Below are 25,627 nucleotides of genomic sequence, written 5' to 3'. Positions count from 1 at the left end.
GCAACAAAAAACCTCCGGCTTCCTGTTTACCAGGAAGCCGGAGGTTTTCCACTCTTCGCTAAAAGAGTGGGCCCTGTGGGGATCGAACCCACGACCCACGGATTAAAAGTCCGATGCTCTACCAACTGAGCTAAAGGCCCCAGCTGACGGCCGTGACTACGGGCGGCGAACGCACGTAACCGGGCTGTCAGCCCAGTCCATTTCTGGACGTTAAATACTGTACCCCACACCGGGGGCCAGCTTTTACACGACGGGGCGCGTGGCGCCGTCGTGCATTCATGGTGGTGCCGCGGCTGCCTGCATTACTCCTTAAACCGGCCGCCGGCAAGCTCGATAACAGAACAGCACAGGAGTAGCGTGGGGGCATGAGCGAGCAAGCAGGATCCAAGGCCTACGGCGGCGCAAACCGGCATCACAAGCCGAAACCTTTTGCGCCCATCGACTTTGAGCCGTTCGCGGGCGGCGCAGACCCTGCACGGGTGTCCGAGGCAGCGCACCTGGCCGCCCAGGCGCTGGTCCGCCACGGCCGCGACAGCGACGATCCCAAGGTCACCAAGCGCCTGGTCAAGCTCGCGGACGAACAGGGCCTGGAAGCCATCGCTGAAATGTGGGCCGAAAGCCCCGCACGCTCCCTGCCCGGCGCCCTCTGGCGCCTGTACGCGCTGCGTGCGGCCACCATCCAGGACCCCGAACGCATCTCCGTCTACTTCAAGGCGGGCAAGGACACGGCGCAGGTATCCAATGTGGTTGCCGGCGCTGCCGAACCGCCGGGGGCGGACGAAATGAAGACGATGGCGGACGCCATCCTCTCCGGCGCGTTCGACGGCGAGTTCGACGTCGCGCTGGAACGTTCGGCTGCTTTTTGCCGGGTGGTGGCCCTGGGCCAGGCCACTCTGGCTGACGGCGCCGACCACAGCAACGAGAACCACGCGAGCAAACTGACGCGCAATTCCCACCTCCTGGTGAAAACCGCGGAGGACCTGGAGCACGCGGCTAACGCATGGCGGCTGGGCGAACTGGACTGACAAGGCTCCGCGGCAGTGGCAGCTTCGCAAGTCCGCCACTGTTACGCACGGAGGGGCCCGGCTGTCAATGTTGACTTGGTTCAGCCAAAGTAGAAAACTGAAACTGGTGCCGAACCGCGAAACCCCCGGGCTTCAACATCTAGCCGCCTAGAGCGGCCTACCGCCGAGAGGCGTATCCGGTTCGGCACCACTTTTATGCCCGGATGCATCTGCCGGTAAAGTAGTGCCCATGTGCGGGTCAACGTCAAGTCACATGGCCCAAAGGCCACATTCCATGCCTTCGCCTTCCCAAACCGGAACCCGAAGGTGAAGCTCCGACTCTTCCCGCAGGAGCCCGCAGGGCTGCACCTGCTCTCGCAGATGGCACGCCAGATTGTCCTCGCCACCGGGACATTGGCTGAAATCCTCGGCGTCCCGGCCACGGAGCACAACCGCCTCGTTGAAGACATGCACGATCACGAGGCCAAGTCCGCTGAGCTGCAGTTCGCGCTGCTGACGCACATGCGCACAAGCTTTGTGAATCCCCTGCCGCGCGAGGACATGTACGCGCTGTCCCGGTACCTCAACGAGGCCATGGAGAAGCTCGACGCCGCCGCGGAGCTGGTGGCCCTGTACAAGCTCGAACGATTCCCCAAGCGTGCCGCGGACCAGCTGGAGATCATCGCCCGGCAGGCGGAACTCACGGTGGATGCCATGCGCAGGCTGAACAACCTGGACGATCTTGAGGACTACTGGATCGAGATCCTGCGGCTCGCCAAGCGCGCCGAGCGCACGCACCGGGTGTGGGTGGCGGACATGCTCAAGGACATGAAGGGCGCCCAGTATGCCCGGAACCGGGACATTGCCAACCAGCTGGTGGAGGTCACCAAGGACATGCGGCGCATAGCCACCCAGGTAGGCAGCATCATCGTCAAGGAATCCTGACGTGACCATGTTTTTCTTCGCCCTAGTTGTGGCGGCGACTGCGGCGTTCACGTTCCTGAACGGCTTCAGGGACGCCTCAACGTCCGTCGCCCTGGCGGTGCGGACCCGGGCGCTCACACCCACCGTGGCTGTCCTGCTGGCGGCCCTTTTCAACTTCGTGGGCGCGTCGCTCAGCGCGGCACTGGCGCTGCAGGTCAGCAGAAGCTGGATCTCGCTGCCGGACGGCGAAAACGGCCTGACCATCCTGGTTGCAGGACTGCTCAGCGCCGTCCTGTGGGGCATCTACACGTGGTGGCGCGGCATTCCGTCCTCGTCCACGCACGCACTGGTGGGCGGGCTGGCCGGCGCCGGGCTGGCCAGTGTGCTGGTGGGCGGAAACTACGTCGGCGGCGTGAACAACTCCCTGCTGTTCCAGGTGGCGCTGCCGCTGCTGTTGTCCCCCGTCATCGCGTTCGCGGGCGCGTACCTGCTGGTGTGGCCGGCCACCTGGGCTGCACGCTATACGCCGCCCAACGTGGTGAACAGCCGCTCGCGCCGGACCCAGGCCATCGCCGCCGGTGCGGTGGCCTTCGGCCACGGCCTGCAGGACGGCCAGCGGGCCAGCGCGGTGCTGCTCCTGGCTCTTCTCGCCTCTGGGCTGTCCGACGGCGCCGCCATGCCGGCGTGGGTGGCGCTGCTGACGGCCACGATGCTGACCGCCGGAACCCTGGCCGGGGGCTGGCGGATTTCCTACACCATCGGCTACAAGCTCACCCGGATCGATCCCCTGCGCGGCTTCGTGGCGCAGCTGTACAGCTCTGTGATCCTGCTGCTGGGCGCGATCGGGCTGCACTGGCCCATGTCCACCACGCACACGGTCACGGCGGCCGTGCTGGGCGCCGGCAGCAACCAGGGCTTCCCGGTGACCAACCGCAGGCTGGTGTTCAGGATCCTGGCCTTCTGGCTCTTCACGCCGGTGGTCACGGCGGCAGCGGCCTTCGTGCTGGAACTGTCGCTCTCGCCCCTCTCGGACCTTTGAACGCAGCATCGGTTGCTCCGCAGGTGCCGTTTTGAGGTGTCAAAACGGCGGTTACGGAGCAACCGATGGAGGAAAGCCCCCTATCCGAAGCGGCCGGAGACGTAGTCTTCCGTGGCCTTCTGGGTGGGGTTGCTGAAGATGGTGTGCGTATCGCCCACCTCGATCAGTTTGCCCGGCTTTCCGGTGCCGGCGATGTTGAAGAACGCGGTGCGGTCCGAGACGCGCGCTGCCTGCTGCATGTTGTGGGTGACGATGACCACCGTGTACTGGTCCTTGAGGTCGTTGATGAGGTCCTCAATGGCCAGCGTGGAGATGGGGTCCAGAGCCGAGCAGGGCTCGTCCATCAGGATGACCTGCGGCTCCACGGCGATGGCGCGCGCAATGCACAGGCGCTGCTGCTGGCCGCCGGAGAGTCCGGAGCCCGGCTTGGCAAGGCGGTCCTTCACTTCGTTCCACAGGTTGGCGCCTTGCAGGGAGCGTTCCACAAGGGCATCGGCCTCGCCCTTGGACATCTTCTGGTTGTTCAGCTTCACGCCGGCCAGCACGTTGTCACGGATGGACATCGTGGGGAACGGGTTGGGTCGCTGGAACACCATGCCGATCTGCGAGCGCACGGTCACGGGGTCCACGCCGGGGCCGTAGAGGTTGTCCCCGTCCAGCAGCACTTCGCCCTCCACCCGGGCGCCCGGAATCACTTCGTGCATGCGGTTCAGCGTGCGCAGGAAGGTTGACTTTCCGCAACCGGACGGGCCGATGAACGCCGTGACGGACTTGGCCTCGATGTTGATGTTGACGTCCTCAACGGCCAGGAACTTGCCGTAGTAGACGTTCAAATCCTTGACGTCGATGCGCTTAGACATGGTATTCCTTCACTTGCTGGATACGAATTGAATATTACCGGCGGACTAGCGGCCGGTCTTGGGTGCGAACATCCTGGCAATCAGCCGTGCACCGAGGTTCAGCAGCATGACCAGGATGATCAGCACCAGCGCGGCGCCCCAGGCCCGCTGCGAGGACGGATCCGGGTTGGACGGCGAGGTGGGGTTCAGGATCTGGGTGTAGATGAACGTGGGCAGCGACGCCATCCAGCCGCTGAAGACATTGCTGTTGATGTTGGTGGCGAAGCCTGCGGTCACCAGGATCGGAGCGGTTTCGCCGATCACGCGGGCAATCGCCAGGGTGACGCCGGACGCAATGCCGGAGATCGCCGTCGGGATGACCACTTTGAGGATGGTCCGCCATTTGCGGACGCCGAGGGCGTACGCTGCCTCGCGAAGTTCATTGGGGACGATCTTGAGCATTTCCTCGCTGGAGCGCACCACCACCGGGATCATCAGGACGGAAAGCGCGACGGCGGCCACGGCCCCCGTTTTGGTACCCGGCCCCACCACTGCGAAGAAGAACGCGGCGGCGAACAGGCCGGCGACGATCGACGGAATGCCCGTCATGACGTCCACGAAGAACGTGATGGCCCGGGCCAGCGGGCGGTCCTCGCCGTACTCCACCAGGTAGACCGCGGTCAGCAGGCCTACCGGAACGGAGATGGCCGTGGCCAGCAGCGTGATCTGGATGGTGCCCAGGAGGGCGTGGTAGATGCCGCCAATAACGGGCGCACCCTCTTCAACACTCTTGTTGTCGAAGGCGCCGGTGACGCCGTTCATGGAGGTGGTGAGGAAGCCAGGGTCCAGGAGCCCGGGCAGCCCGTTGACCAGGACGGTCCAGATCACCGAGATCAGCGGCAGCAGGGCCACCAGGAAGGACCCGACCACCAGGCACGTGGCCAGTTTGTCCTTGGCCTTGCGGCCCCCCTCCGCAGCGGCGCTCCAGCCCACGAGGCCGACCGTAAACAGGATGGCGGAGACGATGCCCCAGCCGAAGGCGTTGAAGCCGATAAGGGCCAGGATGGCGGCGCCGATGACCAGCGCCAGGCCCAGGACGACGTACGGGGCGTATTTGGGCAGCTGGCCCTTGGTGAGCGCGGAACGCTTGCGGACCGGCGTGAGGGTGGAGGTCATTAGTTGGCTCCCGAGAATTCTTTGTGCCGGCTGATGATCCAGCGGGCAATCATGTTGACGCCCAGCGTGATGACGAACAGGACCAGGCCTGCCGCGATCAGCGTGCTCACCTTCAGACCGCTGGCCTCCGGGAAGTTCAGGGCGATTTCAGCGGCGATGGTCTGGTTGCCGGACTGGATCAGGCTGGCGGTGAGGGCGCCGGAGGACAGCACCAGGGCCACGGCCATGGTTTCGCCGAGGGCGCGGCCCAGGCCCAGCATCACGGCGCTGATGATGCCCGGACGGCCGAAAGGAAGGACCGCCATCTTGATCATTTCCCAGCGGGTGGCCCCCAAGGCCAGGGCGGCTTCCTCGTGCAGCTTGGGGGTCTGCAGGAAGATTTCGCGGCTCAGGGACGTGATGATGGGAAGGACCATCACGGACAGCACGATTCCGGCGGTGAGGATGGTCTTGCCGGTGGCGGACGCGGGTCCCTGGAAAATGGGCAGCCAGCCCATGTTGTTGGCCAGCCAGTCATAGGCCGGGGAGATTTCCTTGGCCAGGAACGCGGCGCCCCAGGCGCCGTAGACCACCGACGGGATGGCGGCCAGGAGGTCGATCACGTAGCCCAGGCCGGACGCGAGGCCGCGCGGCGCGAAGTGCGAGATAAAGAGCGCGACTCCGATGGCCACGGGCGTGGCGATGACCAGGGCAATAACGGCCGCGATCAGGGTGCCGATGACGATCGGCCAAATGTAGGCGAAGAAACCCTCGCCGCCCTGGATCTGGTCCGGGGAGGCCACCAGGGCCGGGATCGCCTGAATTACCAGGAACAGGGCAACGCCAAAGAGCACCGCAAGGATCAGGCACCCTGCGGCCAGGGCGGCTCCGGAAAAGACTTTGTCTCCGGCGCGCCCTGCGCCCCGGGACTGTGTCAGGGAGGTGGTGGTCACAAACGATCCTCTGGGTTCGGATAGAACCGACTGCCGTGTCCGGACCGATCCGGTGTCAGCAGCGGTGAAACTGGTTGTACTTCGGACAAACGCCCAAGTTCCCTGCCCCGCCGGACGGTCTGTGACCGTCCCGTCCGGGACAGGGAACCTGGCTCAGGCTCGTGTTTCCACTATGCCTTGCTGTGCTGCGAATCCCCTAGGACTTGACCTTGATGGTCTCGATGGCCTTGGCAGCCTTCTCCTGGAGGTCCTTGGAGAGCGGAGCCGACTTGGCGGCGTCCGCTGCGGCCTGCTGGCCGGCGTCGGACACGACGTAGGTCTCGAAAGCCTTCACCAGGTCAACGGTTTCCTGGGTGGCATATGTGGAGCAGACAACGTGGAAGGAGACCAGGACAACCGGGTAGGCGCCTTCGATGGTGGTCTTGCGGTCCAGCTTGATGGACAGGTCGTTGGCGGAACGGCCCTCTACCGGCTTGCCGGCGTCGACAGCCTTGGCTGCGGCCTCGGCCGAGATCTTGGTGAATGTTTCGCCCACCTTGATCTGGGCGATGCCGAGCTTGCCGCTGACAGCCGAGTCATCGGCGTACGTAACGGCACCCGGGGTGTCGGTGACAGTCTTGACCACACCGGAGGTGCCCTTGGCGTTCTCACCCTTCAGCGAGGCGGGCCAAACGCCGGCAGCCTTGTCAGTCCAAGCCTCCGGAGCTGCGGCGGCCAGGTAATCGGTGAAGTTGCTGGTCGTGCCGGAGTCATCGGAACGGTTCACGGGGGTGACCTTGAGGTCCGGCAGCGTGACCTCGGGGTTCATTGCCGCGATCACGGGGTCGTTCCAGTTGGCGATTTCACCGCGGAAGATCTTCGCCACGGTGGCGGCGTCAAGCTTCAGTTCCTTGACATCCGGAATGTTGAAGGCGATGGCGATCGGGGAGATGTAGACGGGGATGTTGATGGCGCCTTCGGGGCCGCACTTATCCTTGGAGCTGGCCAGCTCCTCGTCCTTCAGGTAGGCGTCCGAGCCGGCGAACTGGGCCGAGCCGTCGATGATGGCCTTGCGGCCTGCCCCGGAACCGTCGGGGGAATACTGGACGTTGGCACCCTGGTTGGCGGACGCGAAGTTGGTCTTCCACACATCCATGGCTGCGCCCTGGGCGGACGAACCAATGCCGGTCAGCGTGCCGGTGACGTTGGCCCCCGCGGCAGACGGAGCGCCGGACTGGGCTGTGCCCGTGGCGTTGTCGGAACCACAGGCGGTGAGCGCGAGAGCGCCGGCTGCGATGACAGCGATAGCCGCGTGGCGGCCGAAGCGGAGTGCCTTCACTAGATGTACCCCTTCCAGGGATTTTCTGATGCGTGCCGGACCGGAGACGTCCGAACATAAGAAGTTGCGTACTTTTTGTACCTCTACTGAACTTATGGGCCCTAGGTAACGGGATGTGTGGACCAAGATGAACGGACGGTTAACGACGGCGGGACATCGGCTTACATGTACAGCGTCACCATTGCGCACATCACATCTCCGGCCGTAGTACAACGCCAGTGAATACACTGGAACGCATGGCCCCCGCGACAGGAATTTCCGCAAGCAGAAGATTCCTGCGAACCAGGATCCGCACCGGTGTGGTCCGGAGCAGGAACTCCCTGATGCCCGCCATCCAGATGACGGTCTGCGCTGTGGGCGCGTATGCGTTCGCTGAATACGTCCTGGGCCATTCCGGACCGCTCTTCGCGGCCACGTCCTCACTCATCGCCCTTGGTTTTTCCCGGGATCCGCGGCTGCGCAGGGTCCTGGAAGTGGGCCTGGGCTGCACCATAGGCATTGCGGTGGGTGACCTGCTGCTGCACTGGCTGGGCGCCGGGATCTGGCAGGCCGCCGTCGTACTTCTGTTCTCCATCCTGCTGGCGCGCTTCCTGGACAGCGGCAACATCTTCACCACGCAGTTGGCGCTGCAGTCGCTGCTCGTGGTGCTCCTTCCGGCCCCGGCCGGCGGCCCGTTCACCCGGAGCCTTGATGCCGTGGTGGGTGGAGTCTTCGCGCTGCTGGTCACCATCCTGGTTCCGAAGGATCCCCGCCGGGAGCCCCGGAAGGATGTGCAGAAGCTGCTGCATGAGCTTGCCGAGGTGCTGCGTGAATGTGCGTCGGCGCTGACGAACAGCGACTCCACCGAGGCCTGGCTTGCCCTGGTCCGCGGCCGGAACTGCCAGCCGCTGGTGGACGCGATGCGCCAGTCCCTGCGTGCCTCCGGCGAGGTGGCCACGCTGGCCCCGGCCTACCGGCGCCACCGCGACGAGCTCGACCGGCTGGAGCAGTCGCTGGATTACATCGACCTGGCGCTCCGCAACAGCCGGGTGTTCGCGCGCCGCCTGACCAGCGCCATCAACCACGCCGCCCTTTCTGACGAGGCCACGGAGAACATCGCGGAGGTCCTGCAGGAAACCGCGGCCGCCATCGACGAACTGTCCCTGGGCCTGGCCGAAATGCACGAGGGCGCCCGGCGCGCGCACCTCCGGACGTCCCGGCTGGAGCTTGCCGAGATCGCCGGGCGGCTGCATCCGCGGCTGCTGGACGTGCAGCGCCTTGAAGGCGAAACGGTGGTCATGCTGTTCCGCCCGCTGATGGTGGACCTGCTCGAGGCGACCGGAATGGATTCGAAGGAAGCCCGGGACATCCTCCCGCCGCTGTAGCCCGGCGGTTGGACTTATCGGGGCTGGAGCCCCGTTGTCGCTGCCCCCGGATAGTGTGGAGCAATGGCAACCAAGACTTCCCGGGCGTCCAAAGCCCCGGCCTATAAATGCGCCGAATGCGGCTGGACAACCGTCAAGTGGGTGGGCCGCTGCGGTGAGTGCCAGGCCTGGGGCACCGTTGAGGAAACCGGCGCCGCCGTTGCGCGTACGACGGCGGCCACCACCGTCCTGGAGCCGGCCCGCCGGATTGCCGAGGTGGACGCCACCACGGCAGCGTTTTTGCCCACCGGCGTGGACGAGCTTGACCGCGTTTTGGGCGGCGGTCTGGTGCCGGGCGCCGTCATCCTGCTGGCCGGTGAACCCGGCGTGGGCAAGTCCACCCTCCTCCTGGATGTGGCGGCCAAGTTCGCCCGCACTGCGCAGGACGTCCTGTACATCACGGGCGAGGAGTCCGCGGCGCAGGTGAAGCTCCGCGCCGAGCGGATCGACGCCGTCGCGGAATCCCTCTACCTGTCGGCCGAAACGGACCTGGGCCAGGCCCTCGGCCAGGTGGAGAAAATCGAGCCGAGGCTGCTCATTGTTGACTCCGTCCAGACCCTCAGCAGCGCGGATGTGGACGGCAGCGCGGGCGGCGTGTCGCAGGTCCGTGAGGTCGCCGCCTCCATCATCTCCGCGGCCAAACGGCGCAACATGACCACGCTGCTGGTGGGCCACGTGACCAAGGACGGTTCCATTGCCGGTCCGCGCCTGCTGGAGCACCTGGTGGACGTCGTGTGCCAGTTCGAAGGCGAGCGGCACTCCCGGCTTCGGCTGCTGCGTGCGGTCAAGAACCGCTACGGGCCCACCGATGACGTGGGCTGCTTCGACCTGAACGAGGACGGCATCGTCGGGCTGACGGATCCCAGCGGGCTTTTTGTGAGCCGCACCAAGGAGCCGGTGTCCGGCACGTGCATCACCGTGACGATGGAAGGACGCCGGCCGCTGCTGGCCGAGGTGCAGTCGCTCCTCGCCGAAAGCCCCAATTCACAGCCCCGCCGGGCCACCAGCGGCCTGGACAGTTCACGCGTGTCCATGCTGCTGGCCGTCCTGCAGCAGCGCGCCGGCTGCCTGCTGCACAAGGACGATTCCTACGTGGCCACGGTGGGCGGCGTAAAGCTGAGCGAACCCGCCACCGACCTGGCCGTTGCGCTGGCAGTGGCCTCGGCCAAGGCACGGAAGCCCCTGCCCATCCGGCTGATCGCGTTCGGCGAAGTGGGCCTGGCCGGGGAAGTCCGCCCCGTCCCCGGCATCAACCAGCGCATCCAGGAAGCCCACCGCCTGGGCTTCACGCACGCGGTGGTCCCGGCCAGCCACAACGGCCCGGGCCCCATCCCGGCCGGGTTCTCCGTCCGGGAAGTGGAACACCTGACGGAGGCGCTGAGCCTGCTTATCGGCTAGGGGGAAGGAGAAACCGATGCCGGAAGCCAACAGCCGAAATTCATCCTTCGGGCAACACTTCGCCCGTGTGGGTCCGCGCATGGACGCACGCGGGGCAGCTGCCCACCGCCAACGCCTCGTCGAGGCCGCGTACGGCGACGTGGTCGAAATCGGGGCGGGCTACGGGGCCACCTTCTCCTTCTATCCTTCCGCCGTGACCAGGGTGCTGGCGCTTGAACCGGACCCAACGCTCCGGGCGCTGGCGCTTGCCGATGCGATCAAGGCACCGGTCCCCATCACGGTTCACGACGGGATGGCGGAGACACTGCCGGCCGCGGACGAATCGGTGGACGTCGTCGTCTCCAGCCTGGTGCTGTGCAGCGTGACCGACCAGTCCGCCGTCCTGGCGGAAGTGCAACGGGTCCTCCGGCCCGGCGGCCTCCTGCTGTTTTACGAACATGTCCGCTCGGCACACCGGGTGCTTGCGACTGCCGAGGATCTGATCACACCACTGTGGAGCCGGTTGGCGGGCGGCTGCCACCCGAACCGCGACACCGAAACGGGGATCGCAGCCGCGGGCTTCACCCTGCTGAGGGTGGAACGCTTCGGATTTTCAGCCCTTCCCGGCAATCCGAGGGTGGCCCACATTCTTGGTGCCGCGGAGAAGGCCCGGGCATGACAAAGGGCGCCTGCCAGTGCGGCAGGCGCCCCCTTGTCGTATGAGCTGTTAGGCCTTCTTGGGCGGCAAGGCCAGCTTGAAGACCTTGGCCCACGTGGAACCGACCTGCTTCCAGATCGGGCCTGTGGTGTACGGCAGGCCGTAACGCTTGCAGATCTCCTGCACCTTTGGAGCCACCTCGGCATACCGGTTGGACGGAATGTCCGGGAAGAGGTGGTGCTCGATCTGGTGCGAAAGGTTGCCGGTCATGAGGTGCATGAACTTGGAACCGGAAATGTTGGCGGAACCGATCATCTGCCGGACGTACCAGTCACCACGGGTCTCCCCCTCCACCATTTCCTCGGTGAAGGTGTCAGTCCCGTCGGGGAAGTGGCCGCAGAAGATCACCGCGTGAGCCCAGACGTTGCGGACAGCATTCGCAGTCAGGGTGCCGTAGAGCGCCTGCTTGCCGGAGCCGGTCAGCATTGCCACGGCCGGGGTTGCGGCGTAGTCCTTGGTGAACTGCTTGAGCGCCTTGACTCCGAGGGCCTTGAGGTCCTTGACGAGGGCTTCCTTGGACTTGTTGCCGTCCTTGAAGTCCTGCAGCTCGAGGTCGTAGATCGCGATGCCCCACTCGAAGACCGGGGCCAGGATGGCGTTGTAGAGCGGGTTGCCCAGGTTGAACGGCTTCCACTCCTGGCTGGGGTCCATGCGCAGGAGGTTATATCCGACGTCGTTGTCCCTCCCCACCACGTTGGTCCAGCGGTGGTGCAGGTCGTTGTGGGTGTGCTGCCAGGCACGGGCCGGCGTGACGAAGTCCCATTCCCAGGTGGTGGAGTGGATGTCCGGGTCCCGCATCCAGTCCCACTGCCCGTGCAGCACGTTGTGCCCGATCTCCATGTTTTCAAGGATCTTGGCCAGGCTCAGCAACGTGGTGCCCGCGACCCAAGCGCCCTTGTTCCGGCTAACCAGGAGCGTCGCGCGGCCGGAGATTTCCAGTGCGCGCTGGATCTTGATCATGCGGCGGATATAGGCGGCGTCGGAGGCTCCGCGCTTGGCCAGGATGTCGTCCTTGATGGCATCAAGTTCGCGGCCCAGTTCGGCCACCTGCTCGTCCGAGAGGTGCGCTGCGGCCGGTGGACGGACCAGCGGGCTGCCGGAAGTGGCCAGCGCACCTCGCCGCGTCTTCGCGGGCACGACGGCGTCTTCCGTGGACTCGGCTTCGTGGTTAATAACTATTGCCATGCGGTGGTGCTCCTCAAATGTCGAGGTTAACGGGTCCGGCGGCTGCCGATACACACGTCTGGATTAGTTGGCCCGGCTCGCCGTGGACTTCGCCGGTGCGGAGGTCGCGGACATGCCCTGCCCGCAGGGGGGTGAGGCAGCTGTGGCAGATGCCCATCCGACAGCCGCTGGGCATCAGTACGCCGGCGTCTTCGCCGACGTCCAGAAGCGGGGTGCTTCCGTCCGCTTCCACCTCGCGGTCCGACGCCTCAAAGGTGACCAGACCGCCGTCGTGCCCCGCGCCGGCGGCCAGGCTGGTGGTGAAGCGTTCGATGATCAGGTTGATCGGGTCAGCCGCAAACGGCCCCTCAGGGTGGTGGGACTCTCCGGCGGCGGAACCTTCGGCAGCCGCGGCAACGGCGGCTTCGGCGGACCACAGCGCTTCGGCGTCGTCCAGGTAGCCTTCCGGTCCGCAGGCGTAGGCTGCGCGGTGGCGCCAGTCGGGGCAGAGTTCGTCGAGCGCCGCCGGTGAGGAGAAGTCCACCCGTCCGCGTTCGCCGGTGAACCAGTGCGTGACCTTGAAGTTGGGGAACTGGTCGGCAAGCTCGGACAGTTCCTCGCGGAAGATGCTGTCTTGGGGGGTCCGGGCGGAATGGATCAGCACGACGTCGGCGTCCGGGCGGTGCGGCACCAGCGTGCGAACCATGGACATAACGGGAGTGATACCGCTGCCGGCGGTGAGCATCAGCAGGGGGCGGGGGTGCTCGGGGAGGACGAAGTCGCCCTGCGGCGGTGCCAGGAACAGCACGTCGCCGGGGCGTGTGTCGCGGACCAGGACACCGGAAACGGCGCCGACGTCGGTCACCGTGATGGCGGGATCCTGGCCGGCGGGGGCGCTCAGCGAATAGGACCGCCAGTGCCGGACGCCGTCGAGCTCGACGCCGATGCGGGCCCACTGGCCGGCCTGGTGGGCCTTCCAGCCGCGCCCTGGGCGGAAGAAGATGGTGGCGGAATCGGCCGTCTCGGCGACCACCCTGGTGACCACGCCGCGCAGTTGGCGGGCGGAGAACACGGGGTTGAACAGCGACAGAATGTCTTCTGGAGCTAGCGGGGTGGTCAGTACAGATGCGGCGCGCGCCAGCTTACGGAGCCGGATCATGTTATTAACCTTATGTTGGATCGAGGCATATTTCTTCTCCCAAGGCATACGATCGAACGTTCTAAACTGTTCCCCCGAAACAACTTATGGAAGTCTCTCATGAACCCTCCGGCCTCGAAGAGTCCAGCCGCCCCAGCGTACGATCCGCCATGGCTCGCCTTGCCGCGGGAAGTCAGTGACTTGCTCCGCCCCATGATGCCCGGCATTGTGGAGGCGATCATCGATGCCGTGCCGCAGCTGGTTCCTGCCTACGCCAGGCCCATCGAAGGGCGCTTCGGCCGCGGGCTGCGGCGCGGGGTGGCCGCTGCGCTGGAGCGTTTCCTCCAACTGCCCGGTACCAGCCTGCCTGCACTGTCTGAGGAGAGCAGGGAGCTCGTGGCCGGCCTGGGCAGCGGCGAATTCCGCCAGGGGCGCAGCATGGATGCGCTGCTGAGCGCCTATCGCATGGGTGCACGGGTGACGTTCCGGGAGATGTCGCGGATCTCCATGGACAAGGACCTGGGCCAGAGCGTGGTGGTGGACCTCGGCGAATCGATCCTGGCCTACATCGACGAGCTGTCCGCTGTCAGCGCAGAAGCTTACGCTTTTGAACAGTCTGAGCGCGCGGGGGCGGTTGACCGGCGCAGGACCGAACTCCTGGAGCTGCTGCTGATGGGCCAGGCTGACGAGGCCGCCCTGCGGCAGGCGGCATCCATGGCCGACTGGTCCCTCCCTGCGAGGCTGGTGGTGGTGACCCTCCCGCTGGACCGGGCCGCGGGGCTCCGGCTGCAGCTGGGCCCGGGAACGCTGGTGGTTGAACGTGAAACCGATGCCGTGGCCCTCGTGCCGGCACGGGAGTCCGAGGCCGGCCGGGCGGCCCTGGAGAAAGCATTGAAGGGCAGGTCCGCCGCAGTGGGCCCGGCCGGCAGCTGGGAAAAGGTGCCCGATTCCCTGCGGCTCGCGGTAGTGGCCGCGTCCGTCCTGCCGCCGCGGGAAGACGCCGACGACCCGCCTATCTGGGCCGATGACCACCTGGCGCAGATTATCCTCGGCTCCGAACCGTCTGCCATCGCGGAGCTGGCGGAACAGAGGCTTGCACCTTTGGAAGGGCTGCGTCCGGCGCAGCGCGAAAGGCTGGCGGAGACCCTCCTCTCCTGGCTGCGGCACTGGGGCCAGCGGGCCCCGGTGGCCGCCGAGCTCGGCATCCATCCGCAGACCGTCGGATACCGGGCGGCGCAGCTGCGCGAGCTCTTCGGCGATGCGCTGGAAGACCCCCGGGCCCGGTTCGAACTCGAACTCGCACTGCACGCAGGGCGGCGCTAGGAGAAGGCTCGCGGGCGGCTTCCCGCTGTAGGAGGGCAGCACAGGTCCGTTATTTCGCGGGGTTGTGCGTTCCGATCGGCACCAGGGTCAGGTCCGGGTGGTTCTTCTCGATCCGGCGCAGCGCCCAGACGTCGTTGAAAAGGGCCAGGTATTCGCCGTCGGAGCGGAGCAGCACCTCAGCGCCCTGTACATTGGCCAGCGCAGGCATGGCATCCGCCGTCGAAATTCGTGCGATCGAATAGGGGAGCCGCTCCAGGCGCATGGGCGCGCTGAAGTCGTGCGCCATGCGGTCCTCCACCACTTCGAACTGCATGGGGCCGACGGCGGCGAGCACCGGCGCCTGGTCTCCGCGGATGTCGGAGCGGAGCACCTGGATGACGCCCTCGTGCTCGAGCTGCTCGATGCCGCGGCGGAACTGCTTGAAGCGGCTGGGGTCCTTGGAGCGGGCCACCTGGAAGTGTTCCGGCGCGAACAGCGGGATCGCAGGGAATTCCACCGGGTCCTCCAGGAACAGGCTGTCGCCCACCCGCAGCGAGGAGGCGTTGACCAGGCCAACGACGTCGCCCGGGAACGCTTCGTCTATGACCTCGCGCTCACGGCCGAACACCTGCTGGGCGTACTTGGTGGCGAACGACTTGCCGGTGCGGGTCTGGGTGACCACCATGCCGCGCTCGAACATGCCGGAGCAGACCCGTATGAAGGCAACGTGGTCACGGTGGGCCTTGTTCATGCCGGCCTGGACCTTGAAGACGAAGCCGGCGAACGGGGCGTCCACCGGGCGGGGTTCACCCTCGACGTCGGGCCGCGGGGCAGCGGGCGGGGCGAAGTCCACCAGGGCGTCCAGGATTTCCTTGACACCGAAGTTAAGGGCGGCGGAGCTGAACAGGATGGGGGTTGCCTTGCCTGAGTGGAAGGCGTCGACGTCGAACTCAAGGTTGGATTCGATCACGAGTCCGGCTTCGTCCACGGCGTTGGACCAGTCGTCGCCCTGGTTGGCAGCCGCTTCCTCCGGGGTGAAGTACTCGGTGAGGGCGATGTTGGCGCCGGCGTTGTTGCGCTGGAACCGGGCAAAGCGGTCGTTGCGGAGGTCCCACACGCCGCGGAAGTCGCCTGAGATGCCCACGGCCCAGGTCAGCGGCATGGGCTGGAGGCCGGTGCGCTCGGTGAGCTCGTCCATCAGCGCCAGCGCGTCCAGGCCTGGCCGGTCCCACTTGTTGATCACGGTGATGATGGGCAGATTGCGCTGCTTGCAGACCTCGAAGAGCTTCATGGTCTGCGTTTCCAGGCCCTTCGCGGCGTCCACGAGCATCACGGCGCAGTCGACGGCGGCCAGGACGCGGTAGGTGTCCTCGGAGAAGTCCGCGTGGCCCGGAGTGTCCAGCAGGTTGATCACGGTGTCCCGGTACGCGAACTGCAGCGCGGCAGAGCTGATGGAGATGCCGCGGTCCTTCTCCATCTGCATCCAGTCCGAGACCGTTTCCTTGCGGTTGGCCTTGCCGCTGGAGGCGCCGGCGGTGCCGATCACCTTGGCGTGCAGCGCCAGGGCCTCAGTGAGCGTGGATTTGCCGGCGTCAGGGTGGGAAATGACCGCGAAAGTCCGACGCCGGGCCGCTTGTTTGTGAATCTCCTGGACTCGTGCGGGGCTAAGGACTTCTTGAGACACGGTGCTACTTTCGCTGCGACATGGGGGCTGGAACGTGGGGGCCGGCAGGCGTGAACTGTGCAGCCAAGGTTCCCAGTTTATCGCAGGGCGGGAGGCGCCGCCGGTGGGCGGCCAACTGCCGCCTCCAGTCGTCGTCGTACGGGGCCTTCCGGAGCCCCTGCGGGATCATTCCCAATGGGCCACTTTGAGGCTTGTCCGTGCGGTTAATGCCCATCTTTGCCTCTAGGATGGAGCCAGCGGGAAATTGAGTACTTTTGATCCTGCCGGCGGAATCGTAAAACCGGCATACCTGCGGGCTGCAGCCTGCACCTTTGAAGGGAAAACCTATGGCTCGGAGCCCTGAAGATTCGCTTAAGGCGACTCTGGGCAGAGTGGCTCCAGGCACCGCTCTGCGCGACGGCCTGGAACGCATCCTCCGCGGGCGCACCGGCGCACTGATCGTTCTGGGCTCGGACCGCACCATCGAGTCCATCTGCTCCGGCGGATTCGATATCGGGATCGATTTCTCCCCCACACGGCTCCGCGAACTCGCCAAGATGGACGGCGCCATCATTTGCGACAAGGACGCCGGCAACATCCTCCGGGCCGCCGTGCAGCTGGTTCCGGACTCGAGCATCGAAACCCAGGAATCCGGCACCAGGCACCGTACCGCCGAACGCGTCGCCATCCAGACCGGCGTCCCGGTGATCTCGGTCAGCCAGTCCATGCAGATCATCGCCCTCTACGTGAACGGCCTGCGGCACGTCCTGGAGGGCTCCGAAAAGGTCCTGGCCCGGGCCAACCAGGCGCTGGCCACCCTCGAACGCTACCGTTCCCGCCTGGACCAGGTCACCAGCTCGCTCTCCGCGCTGGAAATCGAAGCCATGGTGACCGTCCGCGACGTCGCCGTCACGCTGCAGCGCCAGGAAATGGTGCGCCGGATCTCCGAGGAAATCTCCCAGTACGTCCTTGAACTAGGCGAGGACGGGCGCCTGCTTTCGCTGCAGCTGGACGAGCTAACAGTGGGCCGCGGACCCGGCAGTGATGTGATCATCCGCGATTACGCCGGTCCGAACGCGTCCCCGGAGGACATCGACGGCGCCGTCAGCGCCCTGCTCAACCTTGGCCCCACCGAGCTGATCGACCTCAGCAAAATCGCCGGCATCATCGGCTTCGCCGGTGGCGTGGACACGCTCGACGCCGTGGTGCAGCCGCGCGGGTACCGCCTCCTGTCCGGCCTGAAGGCAGTGCCCAAGGCAGTGGCGGACCGGCTCGTTGACCACTTCGGCGGCCTCCAGTACCTGATGGCGGCCACCATCGATGACCTCATGACCGTGGACGGCATCGGCGACCAGCGAGCACGCACAGTCCGGGAGGGCCTGAGCCGGATGGCCGAGGCGAGCCTCCTGGACCGGTTCCTCTAAACCGTCGTCGACTGCTCCACAACTGCCGTTTTGGGCGTCCATAACGGCACCTGCGGAGCAATCGATACAGAAGAGCGGCTCAGTTGAGCTGGAAGACGGCCTTTGAGCTGGACTTGGTGCCCAGCCGGGCGACGAACATGTAGTAGGCCCCGCCGGCACCGGGCTTGGCGGACACCGCCCCGCAGCCGGGCACGGTCCGGTTGCGCTGCCACGGGAAGTTGGCGGTCTCGCTCTGGCCCGGCTCGAGCGTCTTCACGAGGTCGCCGCTCTCGGCCTGGCAGTCAACGGAGGAGAAAATCCGGTCGGAACCGCTGGTCACCGTGTACTCCATTTGGGACGTGCCAAGGTTCACCTCGCACGCCACTTTGCCGCCGTTGGTGACCTTCAGGGTGAGCAACGGATTCTCGCCTGCGGCGTAGGCTCCCTTGTCGGTCGATGCGGAGACGGTCACCAGGCCCTGGTCGCAGGTGGGCGTCGCCGGAATGCTGGGGGTTGCCGACGGCGTGGCCTGGGCGGCCTGCCCGTCCGGTCCGTTCCGGTCCGTAAAGGAGGCCTGTTCGGAGGCACGCATGGCGCCGGACACGGCAGCAAAACCGCCCAGTGCCACTGAGACGATGAGAAGCAGCACCAGGCCAACGAACAGCCTGCGACGGCGGTACACGGCTTTCAGCGGCGGCCGCCCCGCCTGCCGGCCGGCGGTGCCCTTCGGTTTCGAACCGCTCTTTCCTGAAGTGCCTTGCCTGACCATCCTTCTAGGCTAGAGAACCCCGGGCACATTGACGCACCACCACGCCGGGAGGCGGACCCCGGGCCAGTATCCACTACAGTATTTGCATCGAAGCCTTAGCCCTGCCCACTGCCATGCCCCCGGCGAGTCGCCCCGCGCCGCCGCCGCTGGCCACCCTGCACGAAATCCTTGACGACTGGTTCGCGACCACTGCCAGGGAGCTGCCGTGGCGGGAACCCGAGTGCACTGCATGGGGGGTCCTGGTCAGCGAGATCATGCTGCAGCAGACACCTGTGGTCCGGGTCCTGCCCGTCTGGGAAGACTGGCTCCGCCGCTGGCCCTCGCCTGCACATTTGGCCGCCGAAGCCTCCGGCGAGGCTGTCCGGCACTGGGGCAGGCTCGGCTACCCGCGCCGGGCACTGCGCCTCCACGCCGCCGCCGTCGCCATTGTGGAACGGCACGGCGGCGAGGTCCCCGGAAACCATGCCGAACTGCTGGAACTTCCCGGCGTGGGCAGCTACACGGCGGCAGCGGTCGCGGCGTTCGCCTTCGGCCGCCGCGAGACAGTGGTGGACACCAACATCCGCCGCGTCCATGCGCGGCTCTTTTCGGGCACGGCGTTGCCGTCGCAGTCGCTGACCGCCGCGGAAATGCGGCTAGCCGCTGAACTGCTGCCGGCCGACGTCGGACTCTCCGTCCGCTGGAACGCGGCAGTCATGGAGCTCGGCGCGCTGGTGTGCACGGCAAGGGCGCCGAAGTGCGCTGATTGCCCGGTCCGCGGGGCGTGCGCGTGGCTGGCGGCTGGCGAGCCGCCGCCGTCGTACACCCCGAAGGGGCAGTCCTGGCACGGCACTGACCGGCAGGTCCGGGGCGCCGTGATGGCCGTCCTCCGCCTCGCGGAATCCCCGGTGGCGCCGGAAATGTTCCACCAGCCCCCTGCGGACCTTGGCTTCGAAGCGGACGGCATCGGCATTCCGCTTGCAGCCCTGCACCGCCTGAATTCCGCGCCCGAGCAGCTCGAGCGCGCCCTGGCCGGGCTGGTCAGCGACGGCCTTGCCGAGCTGCACCTGGGCGGCCTCCGGCTCCCCGCCTAAGGCCCGTTACCCATTCGTTCCGGGACTGAAACCACCCTGTGCTGGCGCCGCCACACCTGGCGGATCTACTCTGAAGCATGCGCAGCTTCGGCGTACTTCTGGCAGTGGTCACAACGTCGCTGCTCCCGTCTGCGTGCCTGCCCGAGGCAGTGCCGTGCCCGGCTATCGCGCAGGCTCCGGTGGTGTCCCTGACGGTGGCGGCCAGCTATGCACCCGCTGTCAAAGCCATCCACCTTAAAGCCTGCCAGGACGGCACGTGCCGGGAAGCGGACCTGGAGCTGATGCCGGGCAGCACCGCAGTCGACTTGGGCTGCGAACCCTCGGGCGGCCCTGACGGCACATGCTCCGCGACGTCCTCGCCTGACGGCACCCTCACGGGCATGCTGATGATGGATGTCCTGACCGAATCGCGCATTGACGCCACCGCCACGGGCACCACCACGGCGGGGGCACCGTTGCCCGCGCGGAATCTGAGCTTCACGCCAAAGGCGGACTACCCGTACGGTGAGCAGTGCGGAAAGTTCGTCACAGCCAGCCTGGTGTTGGACGCCGACGGCCTCAGGCAAGCCGGCTGAGCCCGTCAGGGCTCCCCGAACCCTGCTTCCACCAGGCCTCCGACATACTTGACCGCCCTGGCTGCGTCCGGTCCCCAGGCCTCGATGTGGAGGACCGATCCCTGGCCCGCCCCCAGGGTCATCAGGCCGGTCATGGAGGCACCGTCCACGCCGTTGACTGTCACGTCCGCGTCCAGGCCGGCAAGTCCCCCGGCGATCTTCGCTGCGGGCCGGGCGTGCATGCCGGCCTGGTTGACCAGTTCAAAGTCACCCGTAGCTTCCGGCGGCCCCAGCGTCGGCTCCTCGGCAGGAGTCCCAGGCGCCTGGGGTGCCGGAGCGCGGCGGATCGCCTCGGCCGCCTGCTTCACGCCCGCTGCATCAGCTCCGGCCTGCGCCGCTACTGCTGCCGCCACGAGCCCCTCCACCAGCGGCGCATCAGCCAACAGGACCGAGTCGGGATCCGGGAGGAATTCCACAGCAGCCTCGGCCGTCATCACGGCAGAGCCGAGGTCCGTGAGCACCACGGTGCCGTCTTCGCCGGCGGCCTGTTCCAGTGCGGCCATGACCTTTTCCAGGCTGGTGCCGATCCGGCCGTCGTCGGTGCCGCCGGCGGGCAGGATCACGACGTCGGGCGCCATTTGGGCGGCCAGCTCCACCGCGCCGTCGGCGATCTTTTCGCTATGGGACACCACCACCAAGCGGACCGTCATTCGGCCGCCCCGGCCGCGGCGCGCAGGATGAGGGCGGTGGAGACCGCCCCGGGGTCGCGGTGGCCGGCGCTGCGCTCCCCCAAGTAGCTGGCGCGCCCCTTGCGGGCGATGAGCGGATCGGTGGCAACGGCACCGGCCTCCGCAGCCTCAGCCGCCGCAAGGAGGACCTTGAGGGCGTCGCCGTCCCCTGCAGCGGCGGCCGCGGCGGCCGCCTCGACGGCAGGGGTCCACGCGTCAACCATGGTTTTGTCTCCGGGCTCGGCCTTGCCGCGGGCCACCACGCCGTCGCGGGCAGCCTGGATGGCAGCGGCCAGGGCCGCAGGATCGATGTCCGGCGCGTCGCCCAGGGACGTGGAGGCGCGCAGGAAGGCCGTGCCGTAGAGGGGGCCGGCTGCTCCGCCCACCTTGGACATCAATGCCATGGCCGTGAGCTTCAGGGCCGCTCCCGGGGTGGCCGGCGGCGCCTCAGCGAGCTTGACCATCACGGCCTTGAAGCCGCGGTCCATATTTTCGCCGTGATCGGAATCCCCGATGGCACGGTCAAGTTCAATCAGCTCCACCCGGTGGTCCGCCATGGCCTCCGCAGAAAGGGTGAGCCACCGTACGGCCCAGTCAACATCAAGCCCCACGGTCAGATGCCCCATCGCAGCGCGGCGGTGTGGACCGGGGCGTCCCAGAGGCCGGTGAGTTCGTCGTCGAGACGCAAAACGGTGATGGAGCAGCCCTGCATCTCGAGTGAGGTGATGTAGTTGCCCACCAGGGAGCGTTCCACCGTGACGCCCTTGTCCGCGAGCACCTTCGCTGCACGGCGGTACACGATGTACAGCTCGCTTTGCGGCGTCCCGCCCATGCCGTTGACGAACAACAGCACCTTGTCACCGGCGGCAATGCCGAGGTCACTCAGGATGGGCTCGAGGAGGCGGTCGGTAATGGCGTCGGCATTTTCCATCGGGATCCGGTGCCGTCCGGGCTCACCGTGGATCCCGATGCCGATCTCGATTTCGTTCTCTTCCAGGTCAAAGCTGGGCACGCCCGCATGCGGGACCGTGCAGGCCGACAATGCCACGCCCATGCTGCGGACGTTCTGGTTCACGCGGTCTCCGATGGCAGCGACAGCGTCCAGGTCATCACCACGTTCCGCCGCGGCACCGGCGATCTTCTCCACGAGGACAGTGCCGCCCACACCCCTCCGGCCGGCCGTGTAGAGGGAGTCTTCCACGGCGACGTCGTCGTTGACCAGGACGGTCCGGACCTGGACGCCTTCGGCCTCCGCCATTTCCGCGGCCGTTTCGAAGTTGAGGACGTCGCCGGTGTAGTTCTTCACGATGTGCACGACGCCGGCGCCGGAGTTCACGGCGAGCGTCGCGGGGATGATCTGGTCAGGCGTGGGCGAAGTGAAGACGGCCCCGGGCACTGCGGCGTCGAGCATTCCCAGCCCCACGAAGCCGCCGTGAAGCGGCTCGTGTCCGCTGCCGCCGCCGCTGACCAGGCCGACTTTCCCGGCCACCGGGGCGTCCTTGCGGGTGATGAATTTCGGCTCGGAACTGACGGTCACGAGGTCCGCATGGGCAAGGCCGAAGCCTTCCACGGACTCGTCCACTACAGCGCGGGGATCATTGATCAGCTTCTTCATTGGAGTACTCCCTGGAGTGTCCTGGCGGCTTTGTCTTGACCCTACTACCGCCGCCCCGGCAACGGTAGCGCCCTGTCGAATCGGCCGGTAACCGTTCGGCTAGCGAGGGCAAAGAAAAGGGACAGCCCCCAATTGACTGTCCCTTTCCTTCCCAGCTTGTATCCCCCCGCCGGCCTCAGCGCTTCCCCCAGGAATCCGGGAGGAAATCCGGCCACGCGGCGGCGCCTATGTGGAACGCCGACGCCTCGCGAGGCCGGCTTAGTGGATCGCTTCGGCTCATGACCGAAGGCAGATCCATTTGAAACGCCGAAAAATCCGGAAAAATGGCGTGCTCGCGCATTTCTGTCCTTTGATGTGGTTCGGGATTCGGGTGCCATAAGCAAGCTCTAGTAATTTTATACATCGATTCGATATATGGGAAGAGCTAGAAGTCAGACATTATCCGGACGCGCCGGAAGGCGTCTAGAGGAACTTGATCATGCGGGTATTTCCCAGGGTGTTCGGCTTGACCCGGGCGAGGTCCAGGAACTCCGCCACGCCTTCGTCATGGGAACGCAGCAGCTCGGAATAGACCACAGGGTCCACTGCGGTCTGGTCGGCCATAACGTCGAAGCCGTGCTTCTTGAAAAAGTCCACCTCGAAGGTCAGGCAGAACACGCGCGAGACGCCCAGCGCCCGGGCCTCCTCGAGGAGGCTTTCCACCAGCACGTGGCCCACGCCCTTGCCGCGCCACGCGTCCGAGGCAGCCAGGGTCCGCACCTCGGCCAGGTCCTCCCACATCACATGCAGGGCGCCGCAGCCGATCACCTCGCCGTCGGCCGCCTCCGCGATCCTGAATTCCTGCAGGCTTTCGTAGTAGGCCACCGTCTCCTTGGCCATCAGGATCCTCTTGTCCGCCAGCGGAGCCACAAGCCCCTTGATGGCAGCTACGTCGCTGGTGCGGGCAGGGCGGATGCGGAAGGTCTCAGTCACAGCCCCAATCTTACGGCCGCCCTGCCGCCTAGAGCCCCAGGTCAGCGGGCAGGGGCACGTCCTGGTCCAGCACGTTCTTCGCCAGGAAGTGCTCCACGACGCCGTACCAGACCTTGGCGTGCTGCGGCTGCAGGATCCAGTGGTTCTCGTCCGGGTAATAGAGGAAGCGGTGTGGCGTCTGGCCATTGCCATCGGCTGACAGCTGGGATTTGGACAGCAGTTCGTACCAGAGCCGCAGGCCTTCGCCGATGGGCACGCGGTAGTCCTTGTCGCCGTGGATCACCAGCATAGGCGTGCTGATTTTCTCGACGTGCAGATGGGGCGAGTTCGCCAGGGCCATCTCGGCCGTCATCTCCTTCAGCCAGTACTGTGACGCATCGGTGGTGGGGCCGAACTGGTCAAGGGCCCACAGGCTGGCGTGCGTGACGATCGCGTCAAAGCGGTCCGTCTGGCCGGCCACCCAGTTGGCCATGTAGCCGCCGAAGGAGCCGCCCATGGCAGCAGTCCGGGACGCATCGATGTCCGGGCGATCCACCACGGCATCCGTGATCTCCATGAGGTCCGTGTACGGCGCGCTGCCCCAGCCGCCCCAGCCGCGCTGAATGTAGGACTGGCCGTAACCGGTTGACAGCGCCGGATCCGGCAGGAGCACTGCGTAGCCCTTGGCCGCCAGCAGCCACGGGTTCCAGCGCCACGTCCAGGCGTTCCACGAGCCGAGGGGCCCGCCGTGGATCCACAACAGCAGTGGCGCCGGATTCTGCGCGGAGGCTCCCTCCGGCAGGGCCAGGTACGCGGGAACCCGGGAGCCGTCGGCAGCGGCGGTCCCGATGCGCTCCAGGGATCCCTGGATGCGGGGGCGCTCGGCCGGAGCAGGAAGCCTGGTCACTTCTCCGCTCGCCAGGTCAACCCGGACCGCTTCGGGCGGAAATTCGTAGGAGCTCCGCAGCGCGTAGGCGCTCAGCCCGTCCGGTGAAACCACGACGTCGGTGTAGGCCGCCGCGTCGCGCGTCACCCGGGTGACGTCCGCGCTGCCGTCCCCAAACCCACTCCCCGCGGGACTGATCCGGAAAACCGGGGAGGCGCCGTCGTCGTCGGCGGTCACCAGGAGGGCGGAACCGTCCGGCAACCACGCCGCCTTGATGGCCCAGCGGTCCCAGTCGTGGGCCAGCGGCCGGAGCTCGGCTTCCGACTGCACTTGGGAACTGACATCGAGCAGGTGCAGTTTGACCTGCGGAGCCTGCTGGGGAGTGGAGTCGGATTCGCTCATCACCACAAGCGTGCGGTTGTCAGGGCTCACCGGGCCCGCGAAGTAGCTCATGCCTTCATGGTCCAGCAGGACCTTGTGCGTTGCAGTGGCGACGTCGATTGCCACCAGGACGGACCGCGAGTCCGCCTTGGCGAGGGGCTTGTTGAAGCTTGTGTAGATGGTCTTCCCGTCGGGGCTGACCACGGAATCGGAGTCGCGCAAAAGGCCCGCCGCGTCCGGCGTCAGGTTGCGGAGCTTGAGCGGGGCGGCGGCGTCAACCGTTGCCGGCTTGCCGGGTTCCTTCTCCTCCCCAGGCTCCACAGCGAAAATTCGCGGCTGATCCGGGCCCAGGTCCGCATCCCAGTAACGCACGGGGTAGCCGCTGTGGAGGATGGCGGATACCTTGTGGTCCTTGCGGCTCTTGCGCCGCTCCTCGTCCGCTTCCTCATCGGGTGAACCGGCCAGGATGGACGCCGTGACGAAGGTGGCGCCGGTATCCCTGGCCGACATCACGTGGCTGATCCCGCCGGCACGCGAAAGGACCACACGGGCTTCGCCGCCGTCGGCGGGCAGCTGCCAGAGCGCGTTGACGGGGTCGCCCTCTGGGCTTTCGGGATCAGGGCGGGCCGACGTGAAGTAGAGGTCCCCGTTGGAGGCAAATGCCGCACCGGCCTCGCCCTTGGCACTGCGCGTGATCCGGCGTGCATGCTTCTCCCCCGAAGGGTCCAGCTCCCACAGGGCCGTCACGTATTCGGTCCCCTTGGCGTTGAGCGTGGAGACGGTGGTCACCAGGCGCTTTCCGTCAGGGCTCAGCGCAAGGCCGCTCACCCGCGGGATGGCGAGATAGTGGTCCACGTCGTGGAAAGGGGTCGCAGGTTGTTCGCTCAGGATCGCTGAGTCTTCAAATGCCATGAACAGATTCAACACCGGCTGTGCGCTGGATCACAGTAAGTTCACTACGGGTGAAAGGGTGCTTTCACACCATGGCAAGTGTCGCCGGTGCCGGGCTGGAGGCGGGCGGCAACGCAACGGCCCCACCTTCCCTTGCGGGATGGCGGGGCCGTTGACGTGGTACTTAGACGCTCGGGGCGATCTCCGGGATGCGCGGCTTGGCGTTGCCGGCGAAGGTGAACTTGGCGTCGTCGCCTTCGCCATCCACATCCACCACCACGATGTCGCCCGCGTGGATCTCGCCGAAGAGGATCTTCTCGGACAGCTGGTCCTCGATCTCGCGCTGGATGGTGCGGCGCAACGGCCGTGCACCCATGGC

24 protein-coding genes and 1 tRNA gene are annotated in these 25,627 nt (G+C 66.5%); 10 read left to right on the top strand and 15 right to left on the bottom strand.

The annotated features are described in order from the left end of the window. Nucleotides 1–67: 67 nt before the first annotated feature. Nucleotides 68–140, bottom strand: a tRNA-Lys gene (locus tag CXQ91_RS22905). A 225-nt stretch (nt 141–365) separates the two neighbouring features. On the opposite strand from CXQ91_RS22905, the gene CXQ91_RS22900 reads away from it, so the two are divergent. From CXQ91_RS22900 to CXQ91_RS22890, 3 genes are all read left to right on the top strand, one after another. Further along, on the top strand, nt 366–1,025 hold the full coding sequence (locus CXQ91_RS22900; protein ID WP_104176160.1) for a hypothetical protein: 660 nt from the start codon (nt 366–368) through the stop codon (nt 1,023–1,025). Between the two features lie 306 nt (nt 1,026–1,331). Then, nucleotides 1,332–1,949, top strand: a complete 618-nt coding sequence (locus tag CXQ91_RS22895) for a DUF47 domain-containing protein (protein ID WP_104176159.1) — start codon at nt 1,332–1,334, stop codon at nt 1,947–1,949. Nucleotides 1,950–1,956: 7 nt separating this feature from the next. Next, nucleotides 1,957–2,967: an anion permease gene (locus CXQ91_RS22890; RefSeq protein ID WP_374953704.1), complete on the top strand. Its 1,011-nt coding sequence runs from the start codon at nt 1,957–1,959 to the stop codon at nt 2,965–2,967. Nucleotides 2,968–3,047: 80 nt separating this feature from the next. Here CXQ91_RS22890 and pstB read toward each other — a convergent pair whose 3' ends face one another. The 4 genes from pstB to pstS form a co-directional block, all read right to left on the bottom strand. After that, nucleotides 3,048–3,827 (bottom strand): phosphate ABC transporter ATP-binding protein PstB, encoded by a 780-nt coding sequence (gene pstB / locus CXQ91_RS22885; RefSeq protein ID WP_028270370.1) that lies wholly within the window; start codon nt 3,825–3,827, stop codon nt 3,048–3,050. Nucleotides 3,828–3,872: 45 nt separating this feature from the next. After that, nucleotides 3,873–4,982: a phosphate ABC transporter permease PstA gene (gene pstA, locus CXQ91_RS22880; protein WP_104176157.1), complete on the bottom strand. Its 1,110-nt coding sequence runs from the start codon at nt 4,980–4,982 to the stop codon at nt 3,873–3,875. Then, complete coding sequence (gene pstC, locus CXQ91_RS22875) at nt 4,982–5,914, bottom strand: phosphate ABC transporter permease subunit PstC (protein ID WP_104176156.1); 933 nt, start codon at nt 5,912–5,914, stop codon at nt 4,982–4,984. Before pstC ends, pstA begins: the two co-directional genes overlap by 1 nt. 196 nt (nt 5,915–6,110) lie before the next feature. After that, the gene (pstS, locus tag CXQ91_RS22870; RefSeq protein ID WP_104176155.1) at nt 6,111–7,232 is read right to left on the bottom strand and encodes a phosphate ABC transporter substrate-binding protein PstS; all 1,122 of its coding nucleotides are present in this window, start codon (nt 7,230–7,232) and stop codon (nt 6,111–6,113) included. 236 nt (nt 7,233–7,468) lie between these two features. Between pstS and CXQ91_RS22865 the strand changes: the two genes are divergently transcribed. The 3 genes from CXQ91_RS22865 (at nt 7,469) to CXQ91_RS22855 (ending at nt 10,691) form a co-directional block, all read left to right on the top strand. Continuing rightward, nucleotides 7,469–8,596: an aromatic acid exporter family protein gene (locus tag CXQ91_RS22865; RefSeq protein WP_104176154.1), complete on the top strand. Its 1,128-nt coding sequence runs from the start codon at nt 7,469–7,471 to the stop codon at nt 8,594–8,596. 63 nt (nt 8,597–8,659) lie between these two features. Beyond that, nucleotides 8,660–10,033 carry a DNA repair protein RadA gene (gene radA / locus CXQ91_RS22860; RefSeq protein WP_104176153.1) on the top strand — a complete coding sequence of 458 codons (1,374 nt, stop codon included), beginning with the start codon at nt 8,660–8,662 and terminating at the stop codon, nt 10,031–10,033. A gap of 16 nt (nt 10,034–10,049) precedes the next feature. Continuing rightward, nucleotides 10,050–10,691, top strand: coding sequence for a class I SAM-dependent methyltransferase (locus CXQ91_RS22855; RefSeq protein WP_104176152.1), 642 nt, complete (start codon nt 10,050–10,052; stop codon nt 10,689–10,691). Between the two features lie 48 nt (nt 10,692–10,739). Here CXQ91_RS22855 and CXQ91_RS22850 read toward each other — a convergent pair whose 3' ends face one another. After that, nucleotides 10,740–11,915 (bottom strand): acyl-CoA desaturase, encoded by a 1,176-nt coding sequence (locus CXQ91_RS22850; protein ID WP_104176151.1) that lies wholly within the window; start codon nt 11,913–11,915, stop codon nt 10,740–10,742. A 13-nt stretch (nt 11,916–11,928) separates the two neighbouring features. Then, nucleotides 11,929–13,053, bottom strand: a complete 1,125-nt coding sequence (locus tag CXQ91_RS22845; protein WP_104176150.1) for a ferredoxin reductase — start codon at nt 13,051–13,053, stop codon at nt 11,929–11,931. A gap of 99 nt (nt 13,054–13,152) precedes the next feature. Between CXQ91_RS22845 and CXQ91_RS22840 the strand changes: the two genes are divergently transcribed. Beyond that, nucleotides 13,153–14,355, top strand: a complete 1,203-nt coding sequence (locus CXQ91_RS22840; protein ID WP_181039015.1) for a CdaR family transcriptional regulator — start codon at nt 13,153–13,155, stop codon at nt 14,353–14,355. A 49-nt stretch (nt 14,356–14,404) separates the two neighbouring features. Here CXQ91_RS22840 and CXQ91_RS22835 read toward each other — a convergent pair whose 3' ends face one another. Then, the gene (locus CXQ91_RS22835) at nt 14,405–16,018 is read right to left on the bottom strand and encodes a peptide chain release factor 3 (protein ID WP_104176148.1); all 1,614 of its coding nucleotides are present in this window, start codon (nt 16,016–16,018) and stop codon (nt 14,405–14,407) included. A gap of 326 nt (nt 16,019–16,344) precedes the next feature. Between CXQ91_RS22835 and disA the strand changes: the two genes are divergently transcribed. Beyond that, entirely contained in the window at nt 16,345–17,421 is a 1,077-nt protein-coding gene (disA, locus tag CXQ91_RS22830) for a DNA integrity scanning diadenylate cyclase DisA (protein WP_104176147.1), read from the top strand. A 79-nt stretch (nt 17,422–17,500) separates the two neighbouring features. On the opposite strand, the gene CXQ91_RS22825 is transcribed toward disA, so the two are convergent. Continuing rightward, nucleotides 17,501–18,169 carry a hypothetical protein gene (locus tag CXQ91_RS22825; RefSeq protein WP_104176146.1) on the bottom strand — a complete coding sequence of 223 codons (669 nt, stop codon included), beginning with the start codon at nt 18,167–18,169 and terminating at the stop codon, nt 17,501–17,503. A gap of 113 nt (nt 18,170–18,282) precedes the next feature. On the opposite strand from CXQ91_RS22825, the gene CXQ91_RS22820 reads away from it, so the two are divergent. Together CXQ91_RS22820 and CXQ91_RS22815 are read left to right on the top strand one after the other, a co-directional pair. Continuing rightward, the gene (locus CXQ91_RS22820; RefSeq protein WP_104176145.1) at nt 18,283–19,242 is read left to right on the top strand and encodes an A/G-specific adenine glycosylase; all 960 of its coding nucleotides are present in this window, start codon (nt 18,283–18,285) and stop codon (nt 19,240–19,242) included. Nucleotides 19,243–19,319: 77 nt separating this feature from the next. Next, the gene (locus CXQ91_RS22815; RefSeq protein WP_104176144.1) at nt 19,320–19,817 is read left to right on the top strand and encodes a hypothetical protein; all 498 of its coding nucleotides are present in this window, start codon (nt 19,320–19,322) and stop codon (nt 19,815–19,817) included. Nucleotides 19,818–19,822: 5 nt separating this feature from the next. On the opposite strand, the gene dhaM is transcribed toward CXQ91_RS22815, so the two are convergent. The 6 genes from dhaM to CXQ91_RS22785 form a co-directional block, all read right to left on the bottom strand. Further along, the gene (gene dhaM, locus CXQ91_RS22810; RefSeq protein ID WP_104176143.1) at nt 19,823–20,506 is read right to left on the bottom strand and encodes a dihydroxyacetone kinase phosphoryl donor subunit DhaM; all 684 of its coding nucleotides are present in this window, start codon (nt 20,504–20,506) and stop codon (nt 19,823–19,825) included. After that, the gene (dhaL, locus tag CXQ91_RS22805) at nt 20,503–21,135 is read right to left on the bottom strand and encodes a dihydroxyacetone kinase subunit DhaL (protein WP_104176169.1); all 633 of its coding nucleotides are present in this window, start codon (nt 21,133–21,135) and stop codon (nt 20,503–20,505) included. Before dhaL ends, dhaM begins: the two co-directional genes overlap by 4 nt. A 2-nt stretch (nt 21,136–21,137) precedes the next feature. Next, on the bottom strand, nt 21,138–22,139 hold the full coding sequence (gene dhaK / locus CXQ91_RS22800; protein ID WP_104176142.1) for a dihydroxyacetone kinase subunit DhaK: 1,002 nt from the start codon (nt 22,137–22,139) through the stop codon (nt 21,138–21,140). A 462-nt stretch (nt 22,140–22,601) separates the two neighbouring features. Then, a complete protein-coding gene (locus tag CXQ91_RS22795; protein WP_104176141.1) occupies nt 22,602–23,111 on the bottom strand; it encodes an amino-acid N-acetyltransferase in 510 nt (169 codons plus the stop codon). Between the two features lie 28 nt (nt 23,112–23,139). Next, nucleotides 23,140–25,269, bottom strand: coding sequence for a prolyl oligopeptidase family serine peptidase (locus CXQ91_RS22790; RefSeq protein WP_104176140.1), 2,130 nt, complete (start codon nt 25,267–25,269; stop codon nt 23,140–23,142). A gap of 163 nt (nt 25,270–25,432) precedes the next feature. After that, nucleotides 25,433–25,627 (bottom strand): hypothetical protein (locus CXQ91_RS22785; protein WP_146072420.1); only part of this gene is annotated, 195 nt, incomplete at its 5' end.

This window comes from Arthrobacter sp. Y81, from assembly GCF_002929335.1.
GTDB lineage: Bacteria > Actinomycetota > Actinomycetes > Actinomycetales > Micrococcaceae > Arthrobacter.
The sequence above is the reverse complement of the archived record's forward strand: the minus strand, read 5'-3'. Positions and strand labels throughout refer to the sequence as shown.

What these genes read in the sequence shown, in the direction of transcription:
- CXQ91_RS22865 (WP_104176154.1), top strand. Translation starts at nt 7,469, where the DNA reads ATGGCCCCCGCGACAGGAATTTCCGCAAGCAGAAGATTCCTGCGAACC.
- CXQ91_RS22845 (WP_104176150.1), bottom strand. Translation starts at nt 13,053, where the DNA reads ATGATCCGGCTCCGTAAGCTGGCGCGCGCCGCATCTGTACTGACCACC.
- dhaM (WP_104176143.1), bottom strand. Translation starts at nt 20,506, where the DNA reads ATGACGGTCCGCTTGGTGGTGGTGTCCCATAGCGAAAAGATCGCCGAC.
- radA (WP_104176153.1), top strand. Translation starts at nt 8,660, where the DNA reads ATGGCAACCAAGACTTCCCGGGCGTCCAAAGCCCCGGCCTATAAATGC.
- disA (WP_104176147.1), top strand. Translation starts at nt 16,345, where the DNA reads ATGGCTCGGAGCCCTGAAGATTCGCTTAAGGCGACTCTGGGCAGAGTG.
- pstB (WP_028270370.1), bottom strand. Translation starts at nt 3,827, where the DNA reads ATGTCTAAGCGCATCGACGTCAAGGATTTGAACGTCTACTACGGCAAG.
- CXQ91_RS22790 (WP_104176140.1), bottom strand. Translation starts at nt 25,269, where the DNA reads ATGGCATTTGAAGACTCAGCGATCCTGAGCGAACAACCTGCGACCCCT.
- pstA (WP_104176157.1), bottom strand. Translation starts at nt 4,982, where the DNA reads ATGACCTCCACCCTCACGCCGGTCCGCAAGCGTTCCGCGCTCACCAAG.
- CXQ91_RS22890 (WP_374953704.1), top strand. Translation starts at nt 1,957, where the DNA reads ATGTTTTTCTTCGCCCTAGTTGTGGCGGCGACTGCGGCGTTCACGTTC.
- CXQ91_RS22815 (WP_104176144.1), top strand. Translation starts at nt 19,320, where the DNA reads ATGCGCAGCTTCGGCGTACTTCTGGCAGTGGTCACAACGTCGCTGCTC.
- CXQ91_RS22825 (WP_104176146.1), bottom strand. Translation starts at nt 18,169, where the DNA reads ATGGTCAGGCAAGGCACTTCAGGAAAGAGCGGTTCGAAACCGAAGGGC.
- CXQ91_RS22900 (WP_104176160.1), top strand. Translation starts at nt 366, where the DNA reads ATGAGCGAGCAAGCAGGATCCAAGGCCTACGGCGGCGCAAACCGGCAT.
- CXQ91_RS22855 (WP_104176152.1), top strand. Translation starts at nt 10,050, where the DNA reads ATGCCGGAAGCCAACAGCCGAAATTCATCCTTCGGGCAACACTTCGCC.
- dhaK (WP_104176142.1), bottom strand. Translation starts at nt 22,139, where the DNA reads ATGAAGAAGCTGATCAATGATCCCCGCGCTGTAGTGGACGAGTCCGTG.
- CXQ91_RS22840 (WP_181039015.1), top strand. Translation starts at nt 13,153, where the DNA reads ATGAACCCTCCGGCCTCGAAGAGTCCAGCCGCCCCAGCGTACGATCCG.
- CXQ91_RS22820 (WP_104176145.1), top strand. Translation starts at nt 18,283, where the DNA reads ATGCCCCCGGCGAGTCGCCCCGCGCCGCCGCCGCTGGCCACCCTGCAC.
- CXQ91_RS22850 (WP_104176151.1), bottom strand. Translation starts at nt 11,915, where the DNA reads ATGGCAATAGTTATTAACCACGAAGCCGAGTCCACGGAAGACGCCGTC.